This is a genomic window from Nocardiopsis sp. SBT366 (assembly GCF_001083815.1).
Lineage (GTDB): Bacteria > Actinomycetota > Actinomycetes > Streptosporangiales > Streptosporangiaceae > Nocardiopsis > Nocardiopsis prasina.
Genome location: NZ_LAVM01000032.1, coordinates 37,183 through 60,241, shown reverse-complemented (window position 1 = coordinate 60,241; position 23,059 = coordinate 37,183). Strand labels below are relative to the sequence as shown.

The following is a 23,059-nucleotide window of genomic DNA, read 5'->3' as shown; positions in this document are numbered from 1 at the left end:
CCGATCGGCCATTGTGGATAACCCGTTGGGTGTCGTGTTCGTGTGCTAGGCGAATCCCCACTTGTGTCTTCGCTGCCGCTTTTCCGTCACTCACCTGGACCGGCCGCGACACGCCCCACCGTCCACCGCAGGTCTGGGGCCGCACCCTCCCTCGCCGCCGCTTTTCCGTCGCTGACACGGACCGGCCGCGACACGCCCCACCGTCCATTGCAGGCCTGGGGGCGCACCCTCCCTCGCCGCCGCTTTCGTCACCCACCTCGACCAGCCGCGACACGCCCCACCGTCCATTGCAGGCCTGGGGGCGCACCCTCCCTCGCTGCCGCTTTCGTCACCCACCTGGACCAGCCGTGACACGCCCCACCGCTCACCACAGACCTGGGGCCGCTCCTTGGCGTGGAAGAGAGGGGAACCGGCTTCCGAGTACGGCCCGCGCCGGGCCAGGGCAGAGAGGCGGAAAGCGGAGCGACCGCTCCCGTGACGGACACCGGGAGTTCCGAGAGCCCTGCCGCCCTCACGTGCGCTCGACCCCACAGGCAATGCGGCCCATGGCAGGCCATCCTCTTCGGATCACGGTGTCGAGCACGAGTGATCGCGCGGTGTCCCCGCCACCGGATCCCCTCGCCACCGGATCCCCCGGCCCCCCCCCCCCCGGATCCCCGCGCGACACCGCGTACCCCGGTCGCCGCGTACCCCGGTCAGGTCAGAGCGCCGTCGTTCGCCTGACCGGGGCACATTCCCGCCAGCGAACTAGACCACGCCGAAGACGAAGCCCCCGGGGGAGTCGATGTCGTCGCCGAACAGGAACTGCCGGGCCGACAGCACGAACTCCTCACGGCTCATGACGCCGTCCCCGTCGGTGTCCACGTGCGCGAACCGCTCACGGGCGTCGTCCTCCCGGGCGCCCAGAGCCTTGGCGTACACAAGGAACTCGCCCTGGCTGATGGTGCCGTCGCCGTCGCCGTCCAGCAGGTCGAAGACGGCCTCCGCGACGGCCTCGGCCGTGTTCGACCGGCTGCGGTCCTCCGACGCCTCCTGCATGGCGGCCACGAACTGGTCCCGGTCCAGGCGCACCTCGGCGGAGGTCCGCACCAGCATGCCCCACAGGGACTCGTACGCCTCCTGGATCGCCAGGGCCTGGGGCTCCGACCCCTCCAGGCCGTAGCCGGACAGGTACCGGTTCACGAGCCGCTGGTAGTCGACCCAGGTCACCGCCTGGTCCCCGTTGGTGTCGAGTGCGTCGAAGAGATCGCCGAACCTGGCGGCGATCTGCGGGTCGTTGCTCACGCGGGCCTCCTGTGCGAGTGGGGGCGGGCCTCTCCCTCCCCGTGACCTCAGAGTGCCGGTCGGAGCAAAAGGTTCCCTGTTCACCTGGGTGTTCGCGCTGGTGGGGGACAAAAGCACGCGAACCGCAGCCCGAGCCCGCAGGTGGCCCCAGGGGCTGGCCAACCCGGCCGAGACGAGTGAACGCCCCCGCACCGACGTCGCGGTACGGGGGCGTCTCCTGCTCTGGTTCGGTCGGTCAGGATGCGAGGACGGACTCGATCTGGCCCATGGCCTCCTGCATGCCCTCGGCCATGCCCATGTTGAGCATCTGCTCCATCGCCTCATGGGTCGGGAACGTGGTGCGCAGGGTCATCCGGGAACCGTCGCCGTGCTCCTCGACGTCCAGCCGCATGGTGCCAGCCGGCATGTCTCCGGGGTCGCCCGGCGTCTGGCCAAAACCGTCCGTGAACTCCAGCGAACGCGGAGCGTCCACCCTCTCGATCAGCCACCAACCGTGGTGCTGGTCGCCCTCGGGGCCGGTCATGAAGTAGGTGACGGCGCCCCCGGGCGTGAGCTCGTGCCGATCCACCGTCGCCGGGTAGGTCGGCGGCCCCCACCAGCGCTCCAGCTGGCGCGGGTCCGACCACAGCTCCCAGGTTCGCTCCACGCTGGAGGGCAGGTCGCAGGTGACCGTGAGGGTCAGGTTCTCGAAGTCCTTGTCAACACTGGTGACAGCCATCGGTCGATCCCTTCGTGATGGTTCCCCGTGCCTCGCCGGTGCGCGTTCTACGCGCCGGGAGCCTCGGCCTCGTCGAGGCGCTCCGTCCCGGGGTCCTCGGTGACCAGCAGGGCCATGCGGTCCATGCGCCCGATCCACAGCTCCTCGATCCGGTCGAGGGCCGCGCGGGCCCGGCGCAGGGCGTCGGGTTCGGTGCGGACGAGCTGTTCCCTGCCTCGCCTGTGCTTGCTGACCAGTCCGGCCCGCTCCAGCACCGCGACGTGCTTCTGCACCGCCGCGAAGCTCATGGGGTAGTCCTCGGCCAGTCGCGTCACCGACAGCTCCCCCTCCACCGAGCGGTGGAGGATGTCGCGGCGAGTGGTGTCCGACAGGGCGTGGAACACCAGGTCCACGCGCTCGTCCTCGTTGGACGCACTCTGTACAACCATGTGGTTTCAGATTAGATCGCCGCCACCCCCGCGACAAGGGGTGACGAGGTCAAGTCCTGTTTGTCCAGGTCTAAGGTCGAACCTGACAACGACGTCTAGGAGAAGGACGACTGATGGACGCACGCGCCTACATCGAGGCCCACCGGGACGAGTTCCTCACCTCGCTCAAGGAGTGGCTGGCGATCCCCTCGATCTCCGCGGACCCCGAGCACCACGAGGACGTGCGCCGCTCGGCGCGCTGGCTGGCCGACCACCTCACCGCCACCGGGTTCCCCACCGTGGAGGTCTGGGAGACCCCCGGCCTGCCCGCCGTGTTCGCGGAGTGGCCGGCCGCCGACCCGGCCGCCCCCACCGTGCTCGTCTACGGCCACCACGACGTGCAGCCGGTCGACCCCCTCGACGAGTGGGAGACCGAGCCCTTCGTCCCCACCGAACGCGGGACCTCCCTCTACGCGCGCGGTGCCTCCGACGACAAGGGCCAGGTCCTCTTCCACGCCCTCGGAGTGAGCGCGGCACTCGCCGCCTCCGGCGCACAGGCCCCGCCGGTCACCATCAAGCTCCTCGTCGAGGGCGAGGAGGAGTCCGGCTCCGTCCACTTCGCCGACCTCATGAAGGCCAACCGCGAGCGTCTGGCCTGCGACGTCGCCGTCATCTCCGACACCACCATGTGGGCCCCGGACACCCCCTCCATGTGTGTGGGCATGCGCGGTGTCACGGACGTCGAGATCAGCCTGCACGGCCCCGAGCGCGACCTCCACAGCGGCTCCTTCGGCGGTGCCGTCCCCAACCCGCTCAAGATCATGAGCGACCTGCTCTCCGGCCTGCACGACGCCGACAACCGCGTCGCCATCCCCGGCTTCTACGACGGTGTCGTCGAGGCAAGCGCCGAGGAACGCGAACTCATCGCCCGGCTGCCCTTCGACGAGCAGGAGTGGCTGGCCACCGCCGCCTCCACCGCCGCACGCGGCGAGAAGGGGTACAGCACCCTGGAGCGCGTCTGGCTCCGGCCCACCGCCGAGATCAACGGCATGTGGGGCGGCCACACCGGCGCGGGCGGCAAGACCATCGTCCCCCGCTCCGCCCACGCCAAGATCAGCTTCCGCCTCGTCCCCGGGCAGGAGCCCCTGGAGATCCAGGACCGCGTCCGCGCCTACGTGGAGGACGCCACCCCCGAGGGCGTCCGCGCCGAGCTGGAGTTCGGCGGCCCCGGCGTGCGCGCCTGCGCCTCCGACCTCTCCTCCACCGCACTGAAGGCCGCCCGCTCCGCGATGGGACGCGCCTTCGGCAAGGAGGTGCTCTTCACCCGTGAGGGCGGCAGCGGCCCCGAGGCCGACATCGCCGACATCCTCGAGGCGCCGCTGGTGTTCGTGGCCGTGGGACTCAACGAGGACCGTATCCACGCCCCCAACGAGAAGGTCGAGATGCCCCTCCTGCTGAAGGGCGCCGAGAGCGCCGCGTACCTGTGGGAGGAGCTCGGCGCAGCCAGGGACGCCTGAGCCCGTACGCGGCGGTTCCGCGCCCGCCGTTCGCGGCCGCCGCAGCCAGGGCGGCGGCCGCGCGTGTTTGCCCAACGGGAGTGCGCGGGACCCCGGAAGGCGTTACACCTGGTGGATGACCACCACGTCGGAAGGTCCCATGGAAACCGAAGCCACACCCCTGCTCGCCCGATCGACCGTCGACCCCGCCGGACACCGTCGGGGCGACGACGCCTGGCTGGCCGCGGCCTGGGCCGACGCCCGCACCCGGGTCCTGGTGCTGGAGGGCGGTGAACCCGGCAGCTACGGCTGGCAGGCGCTCATGGCCAAGCAGTCCCGCGCTCTGGTCACCACCGGGCAGACCCGGGAACTGGTCCTGACCGACCCCCACCACGCGCCCCCGGGCGAGCGCTACCTCCTGGGCAGCGACGGCGACCGCGCCTACTTCGCCGTGCGCTCCCACCAGGAGCTGGAGCCCAACCCCGTGGCCGAACCCGCGTCACTGCGCGAGGTCGGCGCGATCCTCAGCGACCACGACACCGGCCTGTTCACCCGGGCGATCGCCCTCGCCAACTGGAACGCCAGCCACGGCTTCTGCCCCCGATGCGGCTCCCGTACGCGCATCGAGAAGGCGGGACACGTCCGCGTCTGCGAGGAGGAGGGCACCGAACAGTTCCCCCGCATGGACCCGGCCGTGATCATGCTGGTGCACCGAGAACGCGACGGCCAGGAGGAGTGCCTGCTCGGCAACAACCCCCACTGGGACGCCCGGCGCTTCTCCGTGCTGGCTGGGTTCGTGGACGCCGGGGAGTCCCTCGAACAGGCGGTGATCCGCGAGGTCGCGGAGGAGGCGGGCGTGGTCGTGGAGTCGCCCCGCTACGTGTCCTCGCAGCCGTGGCCGTTCCCGCGCAGCCTCATGATGGGCTACACCGCGCGCGCCGTGGGCGAGACCGAGCGCACCGACGACGAGATCGCCGAGACCCGCTGGTTCAGCCGGGCCGCGCTGGCTGAGGCCGTGCACGCGGAGGAGGTCAGTCTCCCCGGAAGGGTGTCCATCGCCCGCACGCTGATCGAGCACTGGTACGGAGCGGAGCTTCCCGGAGGCTGGTGAACAGCGGGGACGTGACCGCCACCGCCCCCACCGGCCCCCGGGCGCCATAGGCCGCGCCCGCGGAGCCGACCGGAACCGCGGGCCGTCCGTCCCCCCGCGCCGGACGCCCGCCGCACACACACTCGGGTCCCGCTCCGACGGGACCCGTCCACCCGGGCCGAATCACCCGGAAAAGTTCAACCGGACCCCGTGGTCAGCTCGTCCGGAAGGACGGTCAGCGGACTCGTGCTGCTGTCCACCACGTCCTGGGCCAGGTCGGCGACCTTCCTGCCACGCGACCTGGCAGAGGAGCGCAGTCTTTCGAACGCCTCGCGAGGCGGCATCGTGTGCCGCTCCGCCAGGACTCCGATGGCCTGCTCCACCACGACCCGCGAGTGCAGCGCGTGCTCCAGCTGCGTGATCGTGTGCCGCAGCCGCTCCACCTCGGAAGCCCCCTCCGGGGCCCGCCCGGGCGCCTGCGTGCGAGGACGCCCGGTCCCCGCCTCGGACGTGAGGAGATCCGCCAGGACCATGGCGCTGACCAGGTCAGGCGCCTCGTGCCCGTGCTGTTCGGTGCCAACGCGCCACCCGTTCGGGGTGCGTCGCACCACTTCGACGGTCACCGTGTCGGTGACCGCCACGTCATGAGGCCTCATATCGTCCCCCACTCAACACTCCCCGTCATCGTCCGCGCTACGGTGCCGACCTCGCCGCCGTACGGAACTCGGGGGAGTCCACCCCTAGGGGGAGGGGTCCCGCCGCGCGGGCCGCACCAGGGCGGCCCGCGCCGTTCGTCCTCAGGACAGCTCGGCCAACTTCTTCTTCACCTGAGCGAGCGACGGGTTGGTCATCGCGGTCTCGTCGCTGAAGACCACCGTGGGGACCGTCTGGTTCCCGTTGTTGACCTTCATGACGTACTCCGCGGCCTCCGGATTCTCCTCGATGTTCACCTCGCGCACCGCGATGCCCTCACGGGAGAGCTGGCTCTTGAGGCGCTTGCAGTACCCGCACCAGGGGGTGCTGTACATCGTGAATCGTTCGGTGCCCGTACTCGTCATCTCGCTCACGTCTTCCTGGTCGACGGTCATGTTTGGGGATCGGTACGCCCATTCCAACACCAAGGGGGTCCCGCCGCTTCCCATGACCGTGCGACACAACGTGGGACGCCTCACAGGGCCTCCTGGTTCTGGAATGTGTGGCCCGGACTGTTCGCGCAGCTCGCGGGATCGGCGCCGCGGCCGACACCCGCACCCGGCCCATCCGCTCCCGGCGACGACCGATACTTGAGAGACTGTGCGCCCACGGCGAGTCAGCCGCCCCGGCGGACGCAGCCTCCCCAACCAGATTCAGGAGCACCATGGACCCCGACCGCGTCCTGGAGGGACTGGACCCGGAACAGACCGAGGCGGCGCGCGCCCTGCGCGGACCCGTGTGCATCCTCGCCGGTGCCGGAACGGGGAAGACCCGGGCCATCACCCACCGGATCGCGCACGCCGTCGCCAGCGGGGTCGTCTCCGAACAACAGATCCTCGCGGTCACCTTCACCGCCCGCGCCGCCGGGGAGATGCGCGGTCGGCTCCGCTCCCTGGGCGCCCCCCGGGTCCAGGCCCGCACCTTCCACGCGGCCGCCCTGCGCCAGCTCGGGTTCTTCTGGCCGCAGGTGATCGGCGGGGAGAAGCCCAAGCTCATCGACAGCAAGCTCTCCGTGGTGGCGCGCGCGGCCAACTCGGTGGGTCAGCAGCCGGACCGGCTCGGGCTGCGCGACCTCGCAAGCGAGATCGAGTGGGCGAAGGTCACCCAGGTGCGCCCCAGCGACTACGACAAGGCCGTGGCCAAGGCAGGGCGGCAGGCCCCGATGAACACCGGTGAGGTCGCCCGGGTCTTCGAGGCCTACGAGGAGCTGTGCCGTGAGCACAACCTCCTCGACTTCGAGTCCATGCTCGAACTCACCGCCGGGATGATCACCGAGTACCCGGCCATCGCCCAGCGGGTCCGCGACCAGTACCGGTACTTCGTCGTGGACGAGTTCCAGGACGTCAACCCGCTCCAGAAGCTCCTCCTGGACGCCTGGCTGGGCGACCGCGACGACCTGTGCGTGGTCGGCGACCCCAGCCAGACCATCTACTCGTTCGCGGGGGCCACCCCCGGCTATCTCACCGGGTTCGCCAACCGCTACCCGCACGCCACCGTCGTCCGGCTGGTCCGCGACTACCGCTCCACCCCCCAGGTGGTGCGGGTGGCCAACCACGTCATCGCGCAGGCCAGGGACACCACCTCCGCCAACCACCTCACCCTGCGGGCGCAGCGCCCCGACGGCCCGGACCCCCTGTACCAGGAGTACGACGACGAGCCGGCCGAGGCCACCGGGGTCGCCCGCAAGATCAGCGTCCTGCTGGAGGACGGCACCCCGGCCAGCCAGATCGCGGTGCTGGTGCGCACCAACTCCCAGTCGGCCTCCTACGAGCAGGCGCTCGCGGACGAGGGCGTCCCGTTCACGGTGCGCGGTACCACCCGCTTCTTCGAGCGCCCCGAGATCAAGCAGGCCGTGCACACGCTGCGCGGGGCCCGGCACGGCGCCGCCGACGAGGTGGCCGAACCCCTGGTCGCGACGGTGCGGAGCCTGCTCTCCCAGATGGGACTCACCGACAGCGCCCCCGAGGGCCGCCAGGCCCGGGAACGCTGGGAGTCGCTGTCCGCGCTCGCCCAGCTCGCCGAGGACATGGCGGCCAAACCCGGCCCCGACGGGCGCGCCGCCACCATGGGCGCGTTCGTCGAGGAGCTGGAGACGCGTATGGCCACCGAGCACGCCCCCGGGTTCGAGGGCGTGACCATCGCCTCCCTGCACTCCGCCAAGGGTTTGGAGTGGGACGCCGTCTTCCTCGTGGGCCTCACCGAAGGCATGATCCCGATCATCTACGCCGAGACCGACGAACAGGTGGAAGAGGAGCGCAGGCTCTTCTACGTGGGGGTCACCCGCGCCCGCGAACACCTGGCCATGTCCTGGTCGCTCTCGCGCTCCCCGGGCGGCCGCAAGAGCCGCAAGCCCTCCCGGTTCCTCGACGGACTCCGTCCCGCCTCGCCCTCCACCGCCAACCGCCGCGAGCGCCGCAAGGGCGGCGTGGTGCGCTGCCGGGTCTGCTCCAACGTGGTCTCCGACGCCACCGAACGCAAGCTGGGCCGCTGCCTCGACTGCCCCTCCACCTACGACGAGGCACTCCTGGAGCGGCTGCGTGACTGGCGCAAGCACACCAGCCAGGAGCAGAAGGTGCCCGCCTACGTGATCTTCACCGACGCCACCCTCCTGGCCATCGCCGAGCAGGAGCCCTCCAGCGTTTCCCAGCTCACGGCGGTGTCCGGGGTGGGTCCGACCAAGCTGGACCGCTACGGTGAGGCGGTGCTCGCGCTGGTCGCGGGGAGGGAACCGGCGGGGGAGGCCGGGGACGGAGAGGACGAGGATGAGTGAACACGACGCCGAACTCAGGGGCCAGTCGCTGGCCGACCTGCTGAGGGTCCTTGATCTGGAGCGGATCGAGGTCAACATCTTCCGGGGGATCAGCCCCGCGGAGGGACCGCAGCGGGTCTTCGGCGGTCTGGTCGCCGGTCAGGCGCTCGTGGCGGCGGGGCGGACGGTGCCCGCCGAACGGTACGTGCACTCCCTGCACGCCTACTTCATACGGCCCGGCGACCCCACCGTGCCGATCGTGTACGAGGTCGACCGGGTCCGCGACGGGCGTTCGTTCACCACCCGCCGGGTCGTGGCCGTCCAGCACGGCAAGCCGATCTTCACGCTCTCGGCCTCCTTCCACAAGGAGGAGCCCGGGCTCGACCACCAGATCCCCATGCCGGACGTGCCGCCGCCGGAGGACCTGCTCAGCACCCGGGAGCGGCTGCGCGAGGCGTTCGGGAAGGTGCCCAACTTCGTGCAGTGGCACCCCATCGAGACGCGTCCGGTGGGTGCGATGTCGTTCGAGGCCGAACGCGACCCCGACCTGCGCACGGCCAGCAACCCGGTGTGGTTCAAGGTGGACGGCGAACTGCCGGACGACCGCCTCACCCAGGTGTGCCTCATGACGTACGCCTCGGACATGACCCTGCTGGACACGGTGCTGCTGCGGCACGGCAGGTCGTTCGCGGGCATAGCCATGGCCAGCCTCGACCACGCGATGTGGTTCCACCGGCCGTTCCGCGCCGACGAGTGGCTCCTGTACGCACAGGAGTCACCGACAGCCCAGGGCGCTCGTGGGCTGGCGCGCGGCCTCGTCTACACCCGTGACGGACAACTCGTCTGCTCCGTTGTGCAGGAGGGCATGATCCGCGTCGTGGACGCGGAGGGCTGGTCCTAGGGGAGTTCGCGAAGGGCCCGGGAGCAACGCTCCCGGGCCCTTCGCCATTCCCGTCGGGTTCTGGCCGGATGCGGACGTTTTCCCAGGTCAAAAATAGGTTGCCGATCTTTGTGAGCGGCCCGTAGTGTGTACTCGTCGAACCAGCCGCTCTCGGTACAGGTGCGAGACCCTGTACCCGACTTCGAAGGAGGTGCCCGATCAAATGAACACCACGGAGATGAACACGATGACCTCGTTGACCCTCGCTTCCGAGGCTGCTTGGCGTCCGCTCCCGACAGGAGTCGTGTCGGGCATCGGCCTGAGCGGTAGCACCATCGGCGGTCGCCTGCGCGCCCAGAACGGCATCCAGGCCCTCGGCATGGTCCAGCTCGTTGGATCTGGCTCCGTGCTCCAGGGGACCGGTGTGTCCGGATCCGGTGTCGTCGGCGAACCGCGCCACGAGTCCGAGCCTGCCCTTGATCGCGGCAAGTTCACCGGTGGCGTCACCAAGGCATCGCACGAAACCCCGCGCTATGGCGCATCGGGGGAGTGTCCACGGAAGATTCCGGCCTAGAGCAGCACAGGCCGAGATCCTCGACCGTGGCCGCGGACCCCGACACAGGGGCCGCGGCTTTCTTTGTATCTCCGTTGGCTCTCCGTCCCCCAGGGACGAGGGAGAAGGCGGCGGCATCGCAAGTCCGAGTCCCTCACCGGACCCGTTCCGGTGACTGAACACCGACCGCGTTGTACGAACGATCAAAGATCTTGGAGGGCACCGATGCTCGCGTCGGTCCTGGAAGCGCCCCAGCTGGGCGAGGTCGAAATCCCCTGCCGTATGGAGCCGGACCTGTTCTTCGCGGAGTCCCCCGCGGAGGTCGAGGCGGCCAAGGCGATCTGCGGTTCCTGCCCCATCAGGGAGCAGTGCCTGGCGGACGCTCTCGAACGGCGTGAGCCGTGGGGCGTCTGGGGCGGGCAGCTGCTCGTCTCCGGTCAGGTCGTGGCGCGCAAGCGTCCGCGTGGCCGTCCCCGCAAGAACCCCGCCCCGGTAGCGGCCTGAACCACCCCTGGAACCAACGAAACCGAAGGACTCGAAACGATGATGCAGGAACTCATGCAGATGGTGGAGCGGACCGACGAGGAGCCGCGCGAGCGTCAGATCAGACGTCTCGGAGCCCGACAGCTGCGCGCCCGTCAGCGCGAGGAGCGTCGTGCGGAGCAGGCGATCATGGAAATCGCGTGGTCACGGCTGTGTTGACGCCGACTGACGGGTGAGTGAACAGACGAGACCGAAGGGCGCCCGGAGCGCGCCGTTCGGTCTCGTTTGTGTAACCAAAACCGCCAGCGGCCCCCGAATCCAGCCCCGGTATGTGCCCTCTCACCAGGCCCGAAGCCCCCTGGTCAGAGGGGAATCCGTGACGGGACCCCGTTTCGCCCCGCGAACACCCGGGCCGGACACGGCGCGAAAGAAATCACATATCCGGACAACCCACACCTGTTCGAGAGGGCCTCCCTCGGATACCGTAAACATTGTGCCCTCGAACACCAAAGTCGAGGTACGACGCAGTCCTCGTCGCCGCCGCACCGTGTCGGCCTACAGGGACGGGGACACCACGGTCGTCCTCGTGCCCGCGACGTTCTCCCGCGCAGAGGAAAAGCGCTGGGTGAACCAGATGCTGCAAAAGCTCCAGGCCCGAGAGGGCCGGAGGCACCCCGGTGACCGGGAGCTCCAGGACCGCGCGGTGGAACTGGCCGAACGCTACCTGGACGGGTCGCACCTGCCCGAGAGCGTCCGCTGGGTCGACAACCAGAACTCCCGCTGGGGTTCGTGCACCCCGGACACCCGCAGCATCCGCATCTCCCGCCGCGTCGCTGGGATGCCCTCCTGGGTGGTGGACTACGTCCTCGTGCACGAGCTCGCGCACCTGCGCATCCCGCATCACGGCCGCGACTTCTGGGAGCTGGTCCGCCGCTACCCCAAGGCAGACCGGGCCCGCGGCTACCTGGAGGGGTTCAGCGCGGGCAGCCGCTCGGACTGCGACCACGGGGAGCCCCCAGAGGCTCTCGAACCCGACGAGGTCGCCTTCGAGGAGTAGGGGCCTGCTTCCGTGCCGTAGTGGCTCGGAACTCCCATGCCGTTCCCGCCCGCTCAGCCGCCCGACGCGTCGAGTTCCTGTTCGGCGGCCCTGACGTCGGCCGCGACGCGCGCCAGGACCAGGGCGCTCACCACGAGCAGCACCCCGAACACGGCGGCGTAGTAGAGGGTGGTCCCGCCCCACGCGCCGGAGACGGCGGCCCGCCCCAGGACCGCCACCAGCAGCACTCCCATGAATCCGCAGACCATCTGGCCCAGCCGCAGCGACCGCCGTTTCTGCTCCACCCGGGCGCGTGCGACCTCACGCGGCCCCACCAGCCCCGAGCGTTCGTCGGCCAGGAGCCGCTCGGCGGCCTTGCGGGCCCGCTTGGCCAGCACGACCAGGACCAGCCCGCCCAGGAGGCCCAGCACGGTGATCAGAGACACTGCGAACGCCTCGCAGCGCGCCGGTGGTTCATGGTCTTTCCCGTCTCCTTGTGGCGTCCACGACCGGTCGGCCGTCATCGGACTCGGTACCCACGAAGGAGGCCCGTCCGGAGTACTCTCCGGGCGGGCCTCCTCGGCGCGATTCAGCTCGTGGCGTTGATCCGCCGGTGCGCGCGGACCGCGAGTACGGCGGCGTCGACCAGGGCCCGGACGGAGTCGTCACTGGGCTCGGGCAGGTCGCCCACCGGGAACCAGTCCAGACCGGCGGACTCGTCCGGATCGCGGACCAGCACGGCGTCGGCCGGGGCCACCGCCGCGTACTGCACGTCCAGGTGGAAGCTGCCCCCGCCGCACGGCACCGCGTGGCGGTCCAGCCGCACCGGCTCCGGCAGCAGGGTCAGACCCCGGATCCCGGACTCCTCGGTGGCCTCCCGCATGGCGGCGCCGCCCAGGGTGGCGTCCTCGGTCTCGCAGTGGCCGCCGGTCTGCAACCACATCCGGTGGACCCGGTGCAGCACCAGTGCCACCCGGGAACCGTCGTCGGACACGATCGCCGAACTCGCGGTCAGGTGACCGGGCAGGCAGGAGCGCCACATGGCGTCGCCGTGGGCGTCGAGGTGGTCGAGGTAGGAGCGGCGCAGCTCCTCCTGCCCGGCGTCGGGCGCGGTCCACGCGTCCAGCACCGAGCGCGCGTCGGAGTGCAGGCCCACCTACTTGCCGTCCTCGTCGTCGTCGCCGGGCCGGGGCCGCTCGGAGCCGTCCGGGTCGGTCAGCGACGAGATGTCGAAGTCCGTGCCCTCGAACTCGCCGCGTCCGTTCACGAACCCGTCCGGGTCGTCCAGGTCGTCGGCGGTGGGCATCAGGTCCGGGTGGTGCCACACGGCGTCCCGGCCCTCCACTCCCCGGGCCTCCTCCAGCGCGGCCCACAGCGCCCCCGCCTCACGCAGACGGCGCGGACGAAGCTCCAGGCCGACCAGGGCGGCGAAGGTGTGCTCGGCGGGCCCACCGGTGGCGCGGCGGCGCCGGGTGGTCTCCGCGAGCGCGCCGGACTGCGGCAGGCGCTCGGACACGGCCGAGGACACCACGGTCGCCACCCAGCCCTCGATCAGGGCGAGGGTGGTCTCCAGGCGCTTCAGCGCGGCCTTCTGCTGGGGGGTGTCCTCCGGCTGGAGCAGACCCTCGGTGCCCATGCCGCCGGACAGGGCCTCCTGGAGCGCCTCGGGGTTGGAGAGGTCGACTTCGCCGAGCTTGTCCTCCAGGCCGCTGACGTCGAAGGACATCCCGGCCGCGTACTCCTCGACCAGCCGTGACACGTGGGAACGCAGCCACGGCACGTGCGCGTACAGCCGGTGAACGGCCGCCTCGCGCGCGGCGAGGTAGAGGCGCACCTCGTCCTCGGGGATCTCGAGGCCCTCACTGAAGCGGGCCACCCCCGAGGGCAGCAGCGCGGCGTTGCCCTCACCTGCGAGCGGAAGACCGATATCGGTGGTTCCGATCACTTCCTGGGCGAGCTCACCGATGGCCTGACCGGCCTGCTGGCCGACCATCATGCCGCCCATCTGCTGGATCATCCCCAGCAGCGGACCGGCCATGGAAGCCATCTCCTCAGGGAGGTTCTGCCCCATGGCCTGGACCGTCTTGGCGGTCAGTGGGTCGCACAGCTGCGCCCACGAGTCCATCGTCTTCTCGATCCACTCCGACCGGCTCCAGGCCTGGGCGGTCTGGAGCCCCGAGGGCAGGTCGGTAGCCTGGTCGAGCCACAGGTCGGCGAGGCGCAGTGCCTCCTCGATCCGTGCGTAGTCGGCGGGCGGCACGCTCGGGTCCCCCTTCTGGGACACCGCGTGCCGCGCGATGTTCTTGGCCATGTCCCAGTTGATGCCGGACGTCGAGGACGTCTGGCCGGCCTCCGGCGCACCGGGGGCGGGCTGGGACGACATCATGTCCGCGAACTGGCGGAGCATGTTGGCCATCTGTTGCGGGTCGCCGAACGGGAATCCGTCCGGCATTCCGGGGTTCCCCCCGCCCGGGCCGCCGCTGCCGGCACCCGAGCCGGAGTCGCCTGAACGGCGTCCGGACTCGTCATCGGGATCGTTCGGCATGCTGAAACCGAAAGGCAGGTCGCTCACAATCAGACCTCAGGCAGGATTAGGTTTGGTCTCCACTGTCACGTTAGCTGGGAGTCGCCCGGAGTGAATACCGAAAGCAGCCAGGTTCGCCCACAGCACAGCCCCTCGGATAGGGCGGGCATGGTGGTGGCGGTCACCGGTGCCGCCTCCGGAGTGGGCCGACTCCTCGTGCAACGCCTGGCCACGCCAGAAGGTTCCATCTCCGCTCGCGAGGTCGTGGCGATCGACGACCAGTTCGCCGACCTGCGCGGCGTGACCTGGCGCATCGCCGACGTCCAGGACCCCGGGCTGGTCTCGCGTCTGCACGGGATCGACGTCCTCGTGCACACCGCCGACGACCGCTCCCTGGAGACCCGGCCGTCCTCGCGCCGGGCCCACAACATCCGGGCCGCCCAGACCGTGCTGACGGCCGCCGCCGCGTCGGGCGTACCCAGAGTCCTCCTCATCACCAGCACCATGGTCTACGGCGCCGCCCCCGACAACCCGGTGCCCCTGCCCGAGAACGCCACCCGCGTCTCGGACAACAGCGAGGGGCTCATGGGAGACTTCGCCGAGGTCGAGGAGCTGGCCGAGCGGGCCCGCCGAGCCCACCCCGGCCTGAGCGTCACCGTGGTGCGACCGGCGCCGCTCGTCGGCCCCGAACTGGACACCCTCCTCAGCCGCCACTTCTCCGCGCCCCGGCTCCTCACCGTCAAGGGCCACGAGCAACACTGGCAGTTCTGTCACGAGGACGACCTCGCCTCCGCGCTCGCCCACTGCGCACTGCACGACGTGACCGGCACCGACGGCGTGGTCGCCGTGGGCAGCGAGGGCTCCCTCACCCAGGGGGAGGTGGAGGAGATCGCCGGGATGAAGCACTTCGAGGTCCCCGCCAACCTCGCCTTCGGGGCCGTCCGCCGCCTGCACCAGGCCCGCATCACCCCGGCCGCCGCGGGCGAGATCAAGTTCCTCGTCTACCCGTGCGTGGTGGACGGCGCGTCCCTGCGCGAGGCCGGATGGAAGCCCGCCCACGACAACGAGTCCGCGCTGGCCGTCCTCCTGGAGTCCAAGAGCGGCAAGCACGCGATCGCGGGGCGCAGCCTCGGCCGCAAGGAGGTCACCATCACCGCCGCCGGTGCGGCCGGTGCGGCGGCCGCGGCCATCGGGACCGCCGCCGCCATCCGCCACCTGCGCAAGCGTGGGAAGTCCTGATCCGACCGCTTGATACGGTTTCCAGGTGGAACAGATCACTCTCGCGGCCGTACGCGACACGCCCCTGTCCGTCGACGAGGTCCTGGCGGCCGTGTCCGATCCCAGGGCGGGCGGCACCGCCGTCTTCATCGGCACGGTGCGCGACCACGACCACGGGCGCGACGTCGCCGCCCTGTCCTACTCGGCACACCCCTCCGTCGAGGCGCAGTTGCGTGTCGTCATGGAGAAGGTGCTGAACGACACCACGGCACCGGGCCGACCGGTCGTGCGGATGGCCGCCACGCACCGCGTCGGAGACCTGGAGATCGGGGACCTCGCCGTGGTCGTCGCGGCCTCCGCAGCCCACCGCGAGGAGGCCTTCGCGGCCTGTCGCAGGCTCATCGACGACCTCAAGGCCCAGGTGCCCATCTGGAAGAACCAGGCCTTCGAGGACGGCGGGACGGAGTGGGTCGGCTCGCCCTGAGTCCACCCTCCAGGTCCCGGAGGGCTCTAAGGTGTCAGCATGGTTCGTCGTGTCATGACCCTTGTAGCCGCTCTCGTCCTGCTTGCCGGGCTCGGGTACGGCAGCCTCTTCCTGCCCATGCCCTACCTCGTCGCGGCCCCGGGCGTCACGCTGGACACTCTGGGACAGCAGGAGGGCGGCGAGCCCGTCATCGGTGTCGAGGGCGCCGAGAACTACGAGCACGACGGATCGCTCTCCATGGTGACCGTCCAGTACGCGGGCGGCCCCGACCACCGGCTCAACCTCTTCACCCTCGTGACGGCCTGGCTCTCACCGAGCCAGGCGGTGCTGCCCGAGGAACTCCTGTTCCCGGCCGGGCGGTCCCCCGAGGAGGTCACCGAGCGGCAGTCCCTCCAGATGAACGACTCGCAGACCGACGCCACCGCCGCGGCACTCAACCAGCTCAACATCGACTACGAGGCGATCCCGCTGGTCGCCGACACCGTCCCGGACATGCCCGCAGACGGGGTCGTCGAGCCGGGAGACCGCATCATCGAGGTGGACGGCGAGAAGGTCCCCACGCACACCAGTGGAACCGACACCGAGGAACTCGTGGGCAGCTCCTACGTGGTGGACCGGGTCGGCGACCGCGCCCCCGGCGAACCGGTCGGGCTCGTCCTGGACCGCGACGGCGACGAGGTCGAGGTCGAGATGGACACCGTCGAGGGTGACGAGGGCAACGCCGCGGTGGGCGTCCTCATCGCCGACGACATGGACTTCCCCGTCGACGTCTCCATCTCCGTGGGCGAGATCGGCGGACCCAGCGCGGGCATGATGTTCGCCCTCGGGATCATCGACCGGCTCAGCGAGGAGAGCATCACCGGAGGGGCCAGCATCGCGGGCTCCGGCACCATCTCCTCCGACGGCCAGGTCGGCGGGATCAGCGGCATCCCGCAGAAGATGGTCAGCGCCAAGCGCGACGGCGCCGAGTACTTCTTCGTCGCCGCCGACAGCTGCTCCCAGGTCTCCCAGTCCGCCGCCTACGGCGACCTCGACGTCGTCCGGGTCGAGACCCTCACCGACGCCATGGACGCCCTGGACGTCATCCGGGGCGGAGAGGGCGAACTGCCCCGCTGCGAAGCCGAGTGAGCAGCAAGAGCACATGGGAGGACCCCCGGACCGTGCGGTCCGGGGGTCCTTTCGTACGGGTGGGGGTCAGCTCTCCTTCTGGGGGAGCTCCTCGTCCAGGTCGAGGGTGAGCGCCAGCGCGGAGGTCAGGGCGGGGATCAGGTCAGGGCCGTTGAGCACCTCGGACTCGGTGTCGTGGCTGCGCATCCGCATGGCGCAGTGCCGCGAACCGTTCCGCAGCACACCCGCGACCATGCGGATCTCCTCGGTCTCCTTGCCGGAGGCGGAGGGGTCCTCCCCGGCGGCCAGGGTCTCGTCCGAGCCCTTCACCACCAGGCGCTCCATGACCAGCGCGCACCCGGCCACGCCCTCGGGCCACAGCATGCGCCCCAGCGCCTCCTCAAGCGGCACGTCCGGAGACAGCGCCTCCTGCTCGACCGGGGTCAGCTCGTCGGGGTCGGCCGGGGAGTCGATCCCCAGCAGACTCGCCAGCGCGGGCTCCGCCGCCAGCAGCTCCGAGGTGGGGACCAGGGCGTACAGCCCCAAAGGGCGGTCCCACCCCTGCTCGGCGGCGTGGCGTTCCAGGTCCATGACTGCTTCGCGAATGTTCGACACGTTTCCATGGTCGCCGATGTGGGAACCTCGCCGGGCCCGTTCGGCGGCAGTAGGGTCGCACCGTGCCCTCAGGATGCGACTCCGATACACCAACGATGCAGCCTTGTCACCGGGTGGAGGGCGATTTCGGGAACCTGACGGCCACCGATTAAGTTTTCAGTAATGAAGGCGCCACACGCGCAACCAACGCACCTACCAAGCCAGAACGAGGGGGAGGCGTGAGCTTCCGATCGCCCGGCGCACCACCTGCGCGTATGCCTCGCCGATCAAGGTTGCTCGCGCCAGTCGCGGCGACCGTGGTCGTCATCATCGCGGGACTGATGTTCGCCGCGAACTTCTGGACCGACTACAAGTGGTTCAGTTCCGTCGGTTACACCTCGGTCTTCCTGACCGAACTGTGGACCCGAGTCCTGCTCTTCGCCGTCGCGGCACTCGTGATGGCCGTCATCGTCGGCGCGAGTATCTTCTTCGCCTACCGGGCCCGGCCCGGTATCAGACCGATGAGTCTGGAGCAGCAGGGCCTGGACCGCTACCGGCAGTCCATCGACCCGCACCGCAAGCTCTTCTTCTGGATCGCGGTCGGCGCCCTGGCGCTCCTGGCCGGCGCGGCCGCCAGCGGTGACTGGCGCTCCTACCTCCAGTTCGTCAACGGCGTGGACTTCGGGGTGAACGACCCCGAGTTCGGCATGGACATCGCGTTCTTCGCGTTCACCTACCCGTTCCTGCGCATCCTGCTCGGCTACCTGTACGCGGCCGTCATCCTGGCGTTCATCGCCGCCGTGATCGTGCACTACCTGTACGGCGGGGTCCGCCTCCAGAACGACTCCGGGCAGCGCGCCACCCCCGCCGCCCGCGTGCACCTGTCGGTGCTGCTGGGCCTGTTCGTGCTGCTGCGCGCGGGCTCCTACTGGCTGGACCGCTACGGGCTGGTCTTCTCCGACCGGGGCTACACCTTCGGTGCCTCCTACACGGACGTGAACGCGGTCAAGACCGCACTGACCATCCTCACGGTCATCTCGGTCATCTGCGCCGTCCTGTTCTTCGCCAACATCGCCTTCAAGAACACGATGATCCCGGTGGCCTCCCTCGGACTGCTGGTGCTGTCCGGCGTGGTCGTCGGTGTGGCCTACCCCGAGATCGTCCAGCGCTTCCAGGTCAGCCCGAACGAGCAGCGCCTGGAGAGCCCCTACATCGAGCGCAACATCGAGAGCACGCGCGAGGCGTACGGGATCGCCGACGCCGAGGTGGAGACCTACGACGCCACCACGGAGCTCACGCCCCAGGAACTGGCGGCCGAGGCCGACACGATCCCGAGCGTGCGTCTGGCCGACCCGGCCGTGGTCTCGCAGACCTTCCAGCAGATGCAGCAGGTCCGTGGCTTCTACCAGTTCCCGGACGTGCTGGAGGTGGACCGCTACCCGGACGCCGACGGCAACCTGATCGACACGATCGTCGCCGTGCGTGAACTGGACGGCCCGCCCGCCGACCAGGACAACTGGCTCAACCGCCACCTGATCTACACCCACGGCTTCGGCATGGTCGCCGCCGCGGGCAACCTGATCGACAACGAGGGCCGCCCGGTCTTCACCGAGTACAACATCCCGCCGCGCGGTGAGCTGAGCGAGGTCGTCGGCGAGTACGAGCCGAGGATCTACTACGGCCGCGAGGGCGCCGACTACGTGATCGTCGAGGCCGAGGAGGAGTACGACTACCCGGTCGACCCCGCCTCGGACGAGCCCGACGTCCCCACGCTCGAGGACGCGGTCGATGCCAGCCCGAGTCCGGACGAGGCGCGTGCGCCCTCGGACGGCCAGGACGGCGGAGAAGAGGCCCCGGCGGAGGACGCCGAGGCCACCGAGGAGAACGCCGAGGAGGACCCGGCAGGCGGTTCGCAGGCCTACAACCGCTACGACGGTGACGGCGGCGTGCCGCTGAACAACTTCTTCGACCGCATCCTGTACGCGATCAAGTACCAGGAAACGAGCATCCTGCTCAACAGCGCGATCACGAGCGACTCGCGGATCATCTACGAGCGCGACCCGCTGGACCGCGTGGAGAAGGTCGCCCCGTTCCTCACCGTCGACAGCCGCCCCTACCCGGCGGTCGTGGACGGCAAGGTCGTGTGGATCGTCGACGGCTACACCACCTCGGACGGCTACCCGTACGCCAACCGGGTCGACTTCACGCAGGCGGTGACCGACACCTTCACCGACGGTTCGGCGCAGCAGGTCGGCGCGCTGCCGGGCAACGAGGTCAATTACATCCGCAACTCGGTGAAGGCCACCGTCGACGCCTACGACGGCACCGTCACCCTGTACGGCTGGGACGACGAGGACCCCGTCCTCAGGACCTGGGAGGGCGCCTTCCCGGGCACGGTGGTCAACAAGGACGAGATGAGCGAGGAGCTCATCCAGCACCTGCGCTACCCGGACGACCTGTTCAAGGTGCAGCGCGAGATCATGCGCGAGTACCACGTGACGGACGCCGCGTCCTACTACGGTGGTCAGGACTTCTGGTCGGTTCCCAACGACCCGACCCGGGAGGGCGAGGTCTCCGAGCCGCCCTACCGCCAGACCATCAACTTCCCCGGTTCGGAAGAGCCCAGCTTCTCGCTGACCACCACGTTCGTGCCGAACAACCGTGAGAACCTGGCCGCGTTCATGGCGGTGGACAGCAACCCGGAGTCCGAGGAGTACGGGAAGCTGAAGCTGCTGGAGCTGCCCCGGAGCACGGTGATCTTCGGTCCCGGGCAGGTGCAGAACGCGTTCGACTCGGACGCCGACGTGCGTGAGGTCCTGCTCCCGCTGGAGCAGTCCAACGCCGAGGTGACCCGAGGCAACCTGCTGACCCTGCCGTTCGCGGGCGGTCTGCTCTACGTGGAGCCCCTCTACGTGCAGGCCGGTGGCGGCGGAGCGGCGTCCTTCCCGCTGCTCCAGCAGGTCATGGTCGGATTCGGTGAGGAGGTCGCCATCGGCAGCAACCTCCAGGACGCGCTGAACAACCTGTTCGAGGGCGGCGAGGGTCCGCTGCCGGACCCGGACGCCGAGCAGGGCACCGAGGAGGAGGAGACCTCCGAGGCCGGTTCGGGCGACAGCGAGCCCAGCGACCTCACCGAGGCCCTCAACGAGGCCGTGGAGGCCTGGGAGGAAGCCCAGGAGTCCAACGACGAGGCCAACGAGCGCCTGCGTGAGGCTCTTGAGGCCCTTGAGGAGGCCGCGGGCGACTAGTCCGTAGCCGTACCGTCCGCCCACTGGGGCGCCGAGTACGACGGGGCGGGACCTTCCGGGGTCCCGCCCCGTTCCCGTGTCGGGACCCCGTGGGCCCTCCGGACCTCACCGGGAACGGGGCACGGACGGGGCAGAGGAGCGCCCGCGCAGGTCGATTTGGCTTTCCCGCCGGGGCGCGCTAATCTGAAGACACAACGACGCGGGGTGGAGCAGTTCGGTAGCTCGCTGGGCTCATAACCCAGAGGTCGCAGGTTCAAATCCTGTCCCCGCTACCAAGATCGGACCCGGGAGAAATCCCGGGTCCGGTGCTTTTCCTGGCCCATCCGCTTCGGCGGGTGTTTCGGGAAGCGCATATCGGTGGCTCTTTGGCCGCCAATGTGTGTGCGCGGCGAAAATGCCGGTGCGGACCGCGAGGAAAGCCTGGTAGAGTAGCCAATAGGCCCGGTCGGGAAGCTGACCAGGACTAACGGGTGGATCTCCGATCGGTTTAGCTCCAAAAAAACCGATTTGCCACCTGGGGCGAAAGGCCCTAAAGTAGAGATCACAACGACGCGGGGTGGAGCAGTTCGGTAGCTCGCTGGGCTCATAACCCAGAGGTCGCAGGTTCAAATCCTGTCCCCGCTACCAAGATAAAGAAGCGCCGGGTGGAGAAATCCACCCGGCGCTTCTTCGTGTGCCCGACTTGCGGAATACGCAACGAAGGTTCGCCGGTGCCGCCTTGGGAAGGGACGGCACCGGCGAACGGTTCAGTGGGTGCGGCCCTCCAAGAGCACCACCATGCGGTCGGCCCGCTCGGCGACCTTGGGGTCGTGGGTCACCACGACGACCGCTGCGTCGCGCACCCGGGCCTGGCCGATCAGCTGGTCCATGATCATGGTGCTGCTGGCCGCGTCCAGAGCGCCCGTGGGCTCGTCGGCGAGGATCAGTGAGGGTTCACGGCTCAGCGCGCGCGCCAGGGCCACACGCTGCTGCTCACCGCCGGACAGCTGGTGCGGCTGGGAGTGGAGGCGGTGCCCCAGTCCCACCGACTCCAGCAGTTCCTTGGAGCGGCTGCGGCGGCGCAGAACCGGCACACCGCCGAGCACCATCGGCACGCTGACGTTGGCCAGGGCCGAGCGTCGTTCCAACAGGTGGAACTGCTGGAACACGAACCCGATGCCGTCCCCCCGCAGCCGTGACACGCGTCCCTCGCGCAGGGGGGTGGTCTCCACGCCGTCGAACACGTAGGAGCCGGCGCTGGGCCTGTCCAGCAGCCCCAGGACGTTCAGCAGGGTCGACTTGCCCGAGCCGGACTGGCCCATGATGGCCACGACCTCGCCCCGGGCGACGTCGAAGGTGCAGTCGTGCAGCACGTCGATCCGGGTGCCCGACACCATGAAGTGCCTGGAGAGGTTCCTCACCTGGAGGAGCGGTGAACCGGTCGGGCGCGTGTTCACGACCACGGGAGAGGGAGCGTCGGAGGTCATCTAGCCACCGATCCCGTAGAGCTCTTCGTCGAGGTCCTCCTGGGACTCGGCCCCGGGGACGTCGAAGCGCGGGTCGAGCGGCACCGGGTCCAAGATGGTGTCGCCCGCCTCCAGACCATCGGTGACCTCGACGAGCTGGCCGTCGGACAGGCCCAGAGAAACCTCACGGGGCTCCTCGGTACCGTCCTCGGCCACCACGAGCACCTCGCCCTCCTCGGAGGTGCCGCGCACGGCGGTCACCGGGATGACCACCACGTCCTCGGCCTCACCGGTGCTCACCGACATCTGCCCCCGCACGCCGTCGAACACCTGGAGGTCGGTGGGGACCCGGCAGGACAGCTCGGCGCCGCCACCGCCGCCCTCGGTCCCACCCGGGAACTCGTCCTCCTCGCCCTGGCCCGCGGGAGCGCCGCCCTCGGCGGAACCCAGCGAGATGAACGCGCACGCGGCGGCGGGCGGACCCTTGTCGATCTTCAGCATGATGTCGTCGGGGTCGTCGTAGAGCCGGTACAGGTCGTTCGCGGGGACCGTGGCCACCGCGCGGAACCGGTCCGGGGCGACGGTCGCCACGGCCGCGCCGGGTTCCAGGACGTCGCCGACCTGCACCTCGCCCATGCCCTTGATCGTCCCGTCGGCGGGCGCGTACAGGGAGACCTCGGTGAAGGCGGGAGCGTCGTCCCCGTCCTCCTCGCCTGTGGCCGCGGCGGTGTCGGCGGGCACCCTCACGTTGAGGATCGGGGCGCCCTGTTCCACCGCGTCACCGTCGTTCAGCCACAGGTGGGTGACGGTCCCGCCCCGAGGGGCCTTGAGCGCCTTGCCCGGCTCCGGCCGCACCGTGGCGTCGAGCACCAGCAGGGAGCTGACCGTGCCCAGTTCCACGTCGATCGGCGCGCCGCCGACGTCCACCGCGGCCTCACCGAGGAACTCCTCCCCGCCGGAACCGCCGAAGCTGGACAGCAGGAAATAGCCGGAACCGACCAGGCCGAGCACCAGGGTGACGGCCGCGCCGATGATGATCCACTTCTTCAC

The 23,059-nt window shown here is 70.0% G+C and carries 23 protein-coding genes and 2 tRNA genes; 14 read left to right on the top strand and 11 right to left on the bottom strand.

All coding sequences use genetic code 11. The annotated features are described in order from the left end of the window. Window positions 1-747 precede the first annotated feature (747 nt). The 3 genes from ADX84_RS12070 to ADX84_RS12060 all read right to left on the bottom strand — a co-directional run bounded on the left by ADX84_RS12070 (window position 748) and on the right by ADX84_RS12060 (window position 2,430). Complete coding sequence (locus ADX84_RS12070; RefSeq protein ID WP_049572277.1) at window positions 748-1,284, bottom strand: EF-hand domain-containing protein; 537 nt, start codon at window positions 1,282-1,284, stop codon at window positions 748-750. A 235-nt stretch (window positions 1,285-1,519) separates the two neighbouring features. Continuing rightward, window positions 1,520-2,002 carry an SRPBCC domain-containing protein gene (locus ADX84_RS12065; RefSeq protein WP_049572273.1) on the bottom strand — a complete coding sequence of 161 codons (483 nt, stop codon included), beginning with the start codon at window positions 2,000-2,002 and terminating at the stop codon, window positions 1,520-1,522. Window positions 2,003-2,049: 47 nt separating this feature from the next. Beyond that, the gene (locus ADX84_RS12060) at window positions 2,050-2,430 is read right to left on the bottom strand and encodes a helix-turn-helix transcriptional regulator (protein WP_049572270.1); all 381 of its coding nucleotides are present in this window, start codon (window positions 2,428-2,430) and stop codon (window positions 2,050-2,052) included. 113 nt (window positions 2,431-2,543) lie between these two features. On the opposite strand from ADX84_RS12060, the gene ADX84_RS12055 reads away from it, so the two are divergent. Both ADX84_RS12055 and nudC read left to right on the top strand, forming a co-directional pair. Then, window positions 2,544-3,926, top strand: coding sequence for a dipeptidase (locus ADX84_RS12055; RefSeq protein WP_049572267.1), 1,383 nt, complete (start codon window positions 2,544-2,546; stop codon window positions 3,924-3,926). 139 nt (window positions 3,927-4,065) lie between these two features. Next, on the top strand, window positions 4,066-5,016 hold the full coding sequence (gene nudC / locus ADX84_RS12050) for an NAD(+) diphosphatase (protein WP_049572266.1): 951 nt from the start codon (window positions 4,066-4,068) through the stop codon (window positions 5,014-5,016). A 176-nt stretch (window positions 5,017-5,192) separates the two neighbouring features. On the opposite strand, the gene ADX84_RS12045 is transcribed toward nudC, so the two are convergent. Together ADX84_RS12045 and ADX84_RS12040 are read right to left on the bottom strand one after the other, a co-directional pair. Next, window positions 5,193-5,651: an ANTAR domain-containing response regulator gene (locus ADX84_RS12045; protein ID WP_049572295.1), complete on the bottom strand. Its 459-nt coding sequence runs from the start codon at window positions 5,649-5,651 to the stop codon at window positions 5,193-5,195. A gap of 141 nt (window positions 5,652-5,792) precedes the next feature. Further along, window positions 5,793-6,083, bottom strand: coding sequence for a mycoredoxin (locus ADX84_RS12040; protein ID WP_017542395.1), 291 nt, complete (start codon window positions 6,081-6,083; stop codon window positions 5,793-5,795). Between the two features lie 269 nt (window positions 6,084-6,352). Between ADX84_RS12040 and ADX84_RS12035 the strand changes: the two genes are divergently transcribed. From ADX84_RS12035 to ADX84_RS12015, 6 genes are all read left to right on the top strand, one after another. Further along, entirely contained in the window at window positions 6,353-8,458 is a 2,106-nt protein-coding gene (locus ADX84_RS12035; RefSeq protein ID WP_049572263.1) for an ATP-dependent DNA helicase UvrD2, read from the top strand. Beyond that, window positions 8,451-9,338: an acyl-CoA thioesterase II gene (gene tesB, locus ADX84_RS12030; protein WP_049572260.1), complete on the top strand. Its 888-nt coding sequence runs from the start codon at window positions 8,451-8,453 to the stop codon at window positions 9,336-9,338. Before ADX84_RS12035 ends, tesB begins: the two co-directional genes overlap by 8 nt. Window positions 9,339-9,540: 202 nt before the next feature. Next, window positions 9,541-9,891 (top strand): hypothetical protein, encoded by a 351-nt coding sequence (locus ADX84_RS12025; RefSeq protein WP_049572258.1) that lies wholly within the window; start codon window positions 9,541-9,543, stop codon window positions 9,889-9,891. 204 nt (window positions 9,892-10,095) lie between these two features. Beyond that, a complete protein-coding gene (locus ADX84_RS12020; RefSeq protein ID WP_017542399.1) occupies window positions 10,096-10,374 on the top strand; it encodes a WhiB family transcriptional regulator in 279 nt (92 codons plus the stop codon). A 39-nt stretch (window positions 10,375-10,413) separates the two neighbouring features. Continuing rightward, window positions 10,414-10,572, top strand: coding sequence for a hypothetical protein (locus tag ADX84_RS26315; protein ID WP_199776564.1), 159 nt, complete (start codon window positions 10,414-10,416; stop codon window positions 10,570-10,572). A 274-nt stretch (window positions 10,573-10,846) separates the two neighbouring features. Continuing rightward, entirely contained in the window at window positions 10,847-11,410 is a 564-nt protein-coding gene (locus tag ADX84_RS12015; RefSeq protein ID WP_049572255.1) for a M48 family metallopeptidase, read from the top strand. Between the two features lie 53 nt (window positions 11,411-11,463). Here ADX84_RS12015 and ADX84_RS12010 read toward each other — a convergent pair whose 3' ends face one another. The 3 genes from ADX84_RS12010 to ADX84_RS12000 all read right to left on the bottom strand — a co-directional run bounded on the left by ADX84_RS12010 (window position 11,464) and on the right by ADX84_RS12000 (window position 13,961). Beyond that, window positions 11,464-11,835, bottom strand: a complete 372-nt coding sequence (locus tag ADX84_RS12010; RefSeq protein WP_049572252.1) for a hypothetical protein — start codon at window positions 11,833-11,835, stop codon at window positions 11,464-11,466. 143 nt (window positions 11,836-11,978) lie between these two features. Further along, window positions 11,979-12,545 (bottom strand): NUDIX hydrolase, encoded by a 567-nt coding sequence (locus ADX84_RS12005; protein ID WP_049572249.1) that lies wholly within the window; start codon window positions 12,543-12,545, stop codon window positions 11,979-11,981. Continuing rightward, window positions 12,546-13,961 (bottom strand): zinc-dependent metalloprotease, encoded by a 1,416-nt coding sequence (locus tag ADX84_RS12000; RefSeq protein ID WP_049572246.1) that lies wholly within the window; start codon window positions 13,959-13,961, stop codon window positions 12,546-12,548. It lies immediately after the preceding gene. A 123-nt stretch (window positions 13,962-14,084) separates the two neighbouring features. Between ADX84_RS12000 and ADX84_RS11995 the strand changes: the two genes are divergently transcribed. Genes ADX84_RS11995 through ADX84_RS11985 form a run of 3 tightly spaced genes read left to right on the top strand, consistent with a single transcriptional unit; the run spans window position 14,085 to window position 16,743 of the window. Further along, complete coding sequence (locus ADX84_RS11995) at window positions 14,085-15,152, top strand: NAD-dependent epimerase/dehydratase family protein (RefSeq protein ID WP_049572292.1); 1,068 nt, start codon at window positions 14,085-14,087, stop codon at window positions 15,150-15,152. Window positions 15,153-15,177: 25 nt separating this feature from the next. After that, window positions 15,178-15,615 (top strand): molybdenum cofactor biosynthesis protein MoaE, encoded by a 438-nt coding sequence (locus tag ADX84_RS11990; RefSeq protein WP_049572243.1) that lies wholly within the window; start codon window positions 15,178-15,180, stop codon window positions 15,613-15,615. Window positions 15,616-15,669: 54 nt separating this feature from the next. Continuing rightward, a complete protein-coding gene (locus tag ADX84_RS11985) occupies window positions 15,670-16,743 on the top strand; it encodes a PDZ domain-containing protein (RefSeq protein ID WP_049572239.1) in 1,074 nt (357 codons plus the stop codon). Between the two features lie 66 nt (window positions 16,744-16,809). Here the strand turns inward: ADX84_RS11985 and ADX84_RS11980 are convergent, their stop codons facing one another. Continuing rightward, window positions 16,810-17,337, bottom strand: a complete 528-nt coding sequence (locus ADX84_RS11980; RefSeq protein WP_234003936.1) for a PPA1309 family protein — start codon at window positions 17,335-17,337, stop codon at window positions 16,810-16,812. A 254-nt stretch (window positions 17,338-17,591) separates the two neighbouring features. Between ADX84_RS11980 and ADX84_RS11975 the strand changes: the two genes are divergently transcribed. The 3 genes from ADX84_RS11975 to ADX84_RS11965 all read left to right on the top strand — a co-directional run bounded on the left by ADX84_RS11975 (window position 17,592) and on the right by ADX84_RS11965 (window position 21,191). Further along, window positions 17,592-20,564, top strand: a complete 2,973-nt coding sequence (locus tag ADX84_RS11975) for a UPF0182 family protein (RefSeq protein WP_247666341.1) — start codon at window positions 17,592-17,594, stop codon at window positions 20,562-20,564. A 198-nt stretch (window positions 20,565-20,762) separates the two neighbouring features. Further along, window positions 20,763-20,839 (top strand) — tRNA-Met (locus tag ADX84_RS11970). A 275-nt stretch (window positions 20,840-21,114) separates the two neighbouring features. Further along, a tRNA-Met gene (locus ADX84_RS11965) sits at window positions 21,115-21,191 on the top strand. A 119-nt stretch (window positions 21,192-21,310) separates the two neighbouring features. Here ADX84_RS11965 and ADX84_RS11960 read toward each other — a convergent pair. Together ADX84_RS11960 and ADX84_RS11955 are read right to left on the bottom strand one after the other, a co-directional pair. After that, window positions 21,311-22,030 (bottom strand): ABC transporter ATP-binding protein, encoded by a 720-nt coding sequence (locus ADX84_RS11960; RefSeq protein WP_049572230.1) that lies wholly within the window; start codon window positions 22,028-22,030, stop codon window positions 21,311-21,313. Then, window positions 22,031-23,059, bottom strand: coding sequence for an efflux RND transporter periplasmic adaptor subunit (locus ADX84_RS11955; protein WP_049572227.1), 1,029 nt, complete (start codon window positions 23,057-23,059; stop codon window positions 22,031-22,033).

Coding starts and splice junctions, on each gene's coding strand:
- ADX84_RS12065 (WP_049572273.1), bottom strand. CDS start 2,002: ATGGCTGTCACCAGTGTTGACAAGGACTTCGAGAACCTGACCCTCACG.
- ADX84_RS12060 (WP_049572270.1), bottom strand. CDS start 2,430: ATGGTTGTACAGAGTGCGTCCAACGAGGACGAGCGCGTGGACCTGGTG.
- ADX84_RS12055 (WP_049572267.1), top strand. CDS start 2,544: ATGGACGCACGCGCCTACATCGAGGCCCACCGGGACGAGTTCCTCACC.
- nudC (WP_049572266.1), top strand. CDS start 4,066: ATGGAAACCGAAGCCACACCCCTGCTCGCCCGATCGACCGTCGACCCC.
- ADX84_RS12045 (WP_049572295.1), bottom strand. CDS start 5,651: ATGAGGCCTCATGACGTGGCGGTCACCGACACGGTGACCGTCGAAGTG.
- ADX84_RS12040 (WP_017542395.1), bottom strand. CDS start 6,083: ATGACCGTCGACCAGGAAGACGTGAGCGAGATGACGAGTACGGGCACC.
- ADX84_RS12035 (WP_049572263.1), top strand. CDS start 6,353: ATGGACCCCGACCGCGTCCTGGAGGGACTGGACCCGGAACAGACCGAG.
- tesB (WP_049572260.1), top strand. CDS start 8,451: ATGAGTGAACACGACGCCGAACTCAGGGGCCAGTCGCTGGCCGACCTG.
- ADX84_RS12025 (WP_049572258.1), top strand. CDS start 9,541: ATGAACACCACGGAGATGAACACGATGACCTCGTTGACCCTCGCTTCC.
- ADX84_RS12020 (WP_017542399.1), top strand. CDS start 10,096: ATGCTCGCGTCGGTCCTGGAAGCGCCCCAGCTGGGCGAGGTCGAAATC.
- ADX84_RS26315 (WP_199776564.1), top strand. CDS start 10,414: ATGATGCAGGAACTCATGCAGATGGTGGAGCGGACCGACGAGGAGCCG.
- ADX84_RS11985 (WP_049572239.1), top strand. CDS start 15,670: ATGACCCTTGTAGCCGCTCTCGTCCTGCTTGCCGGGCTCGGGTACGGC.
- ADX84_RS11975 (WP_247666341.1), top strand. CDS start 17,592: ATGCCTCGCCGATCAAGGTTGCTCGCGCCAGTCGCGGCGACCGTGGTC.
- ADX84_RS11960 (WP_049572230.1), bottom strand. CDS start 22,030: ATGACCTCCGACGCTCCCTCTCCCGTGGTCGTGAACACGCGCCCGACC.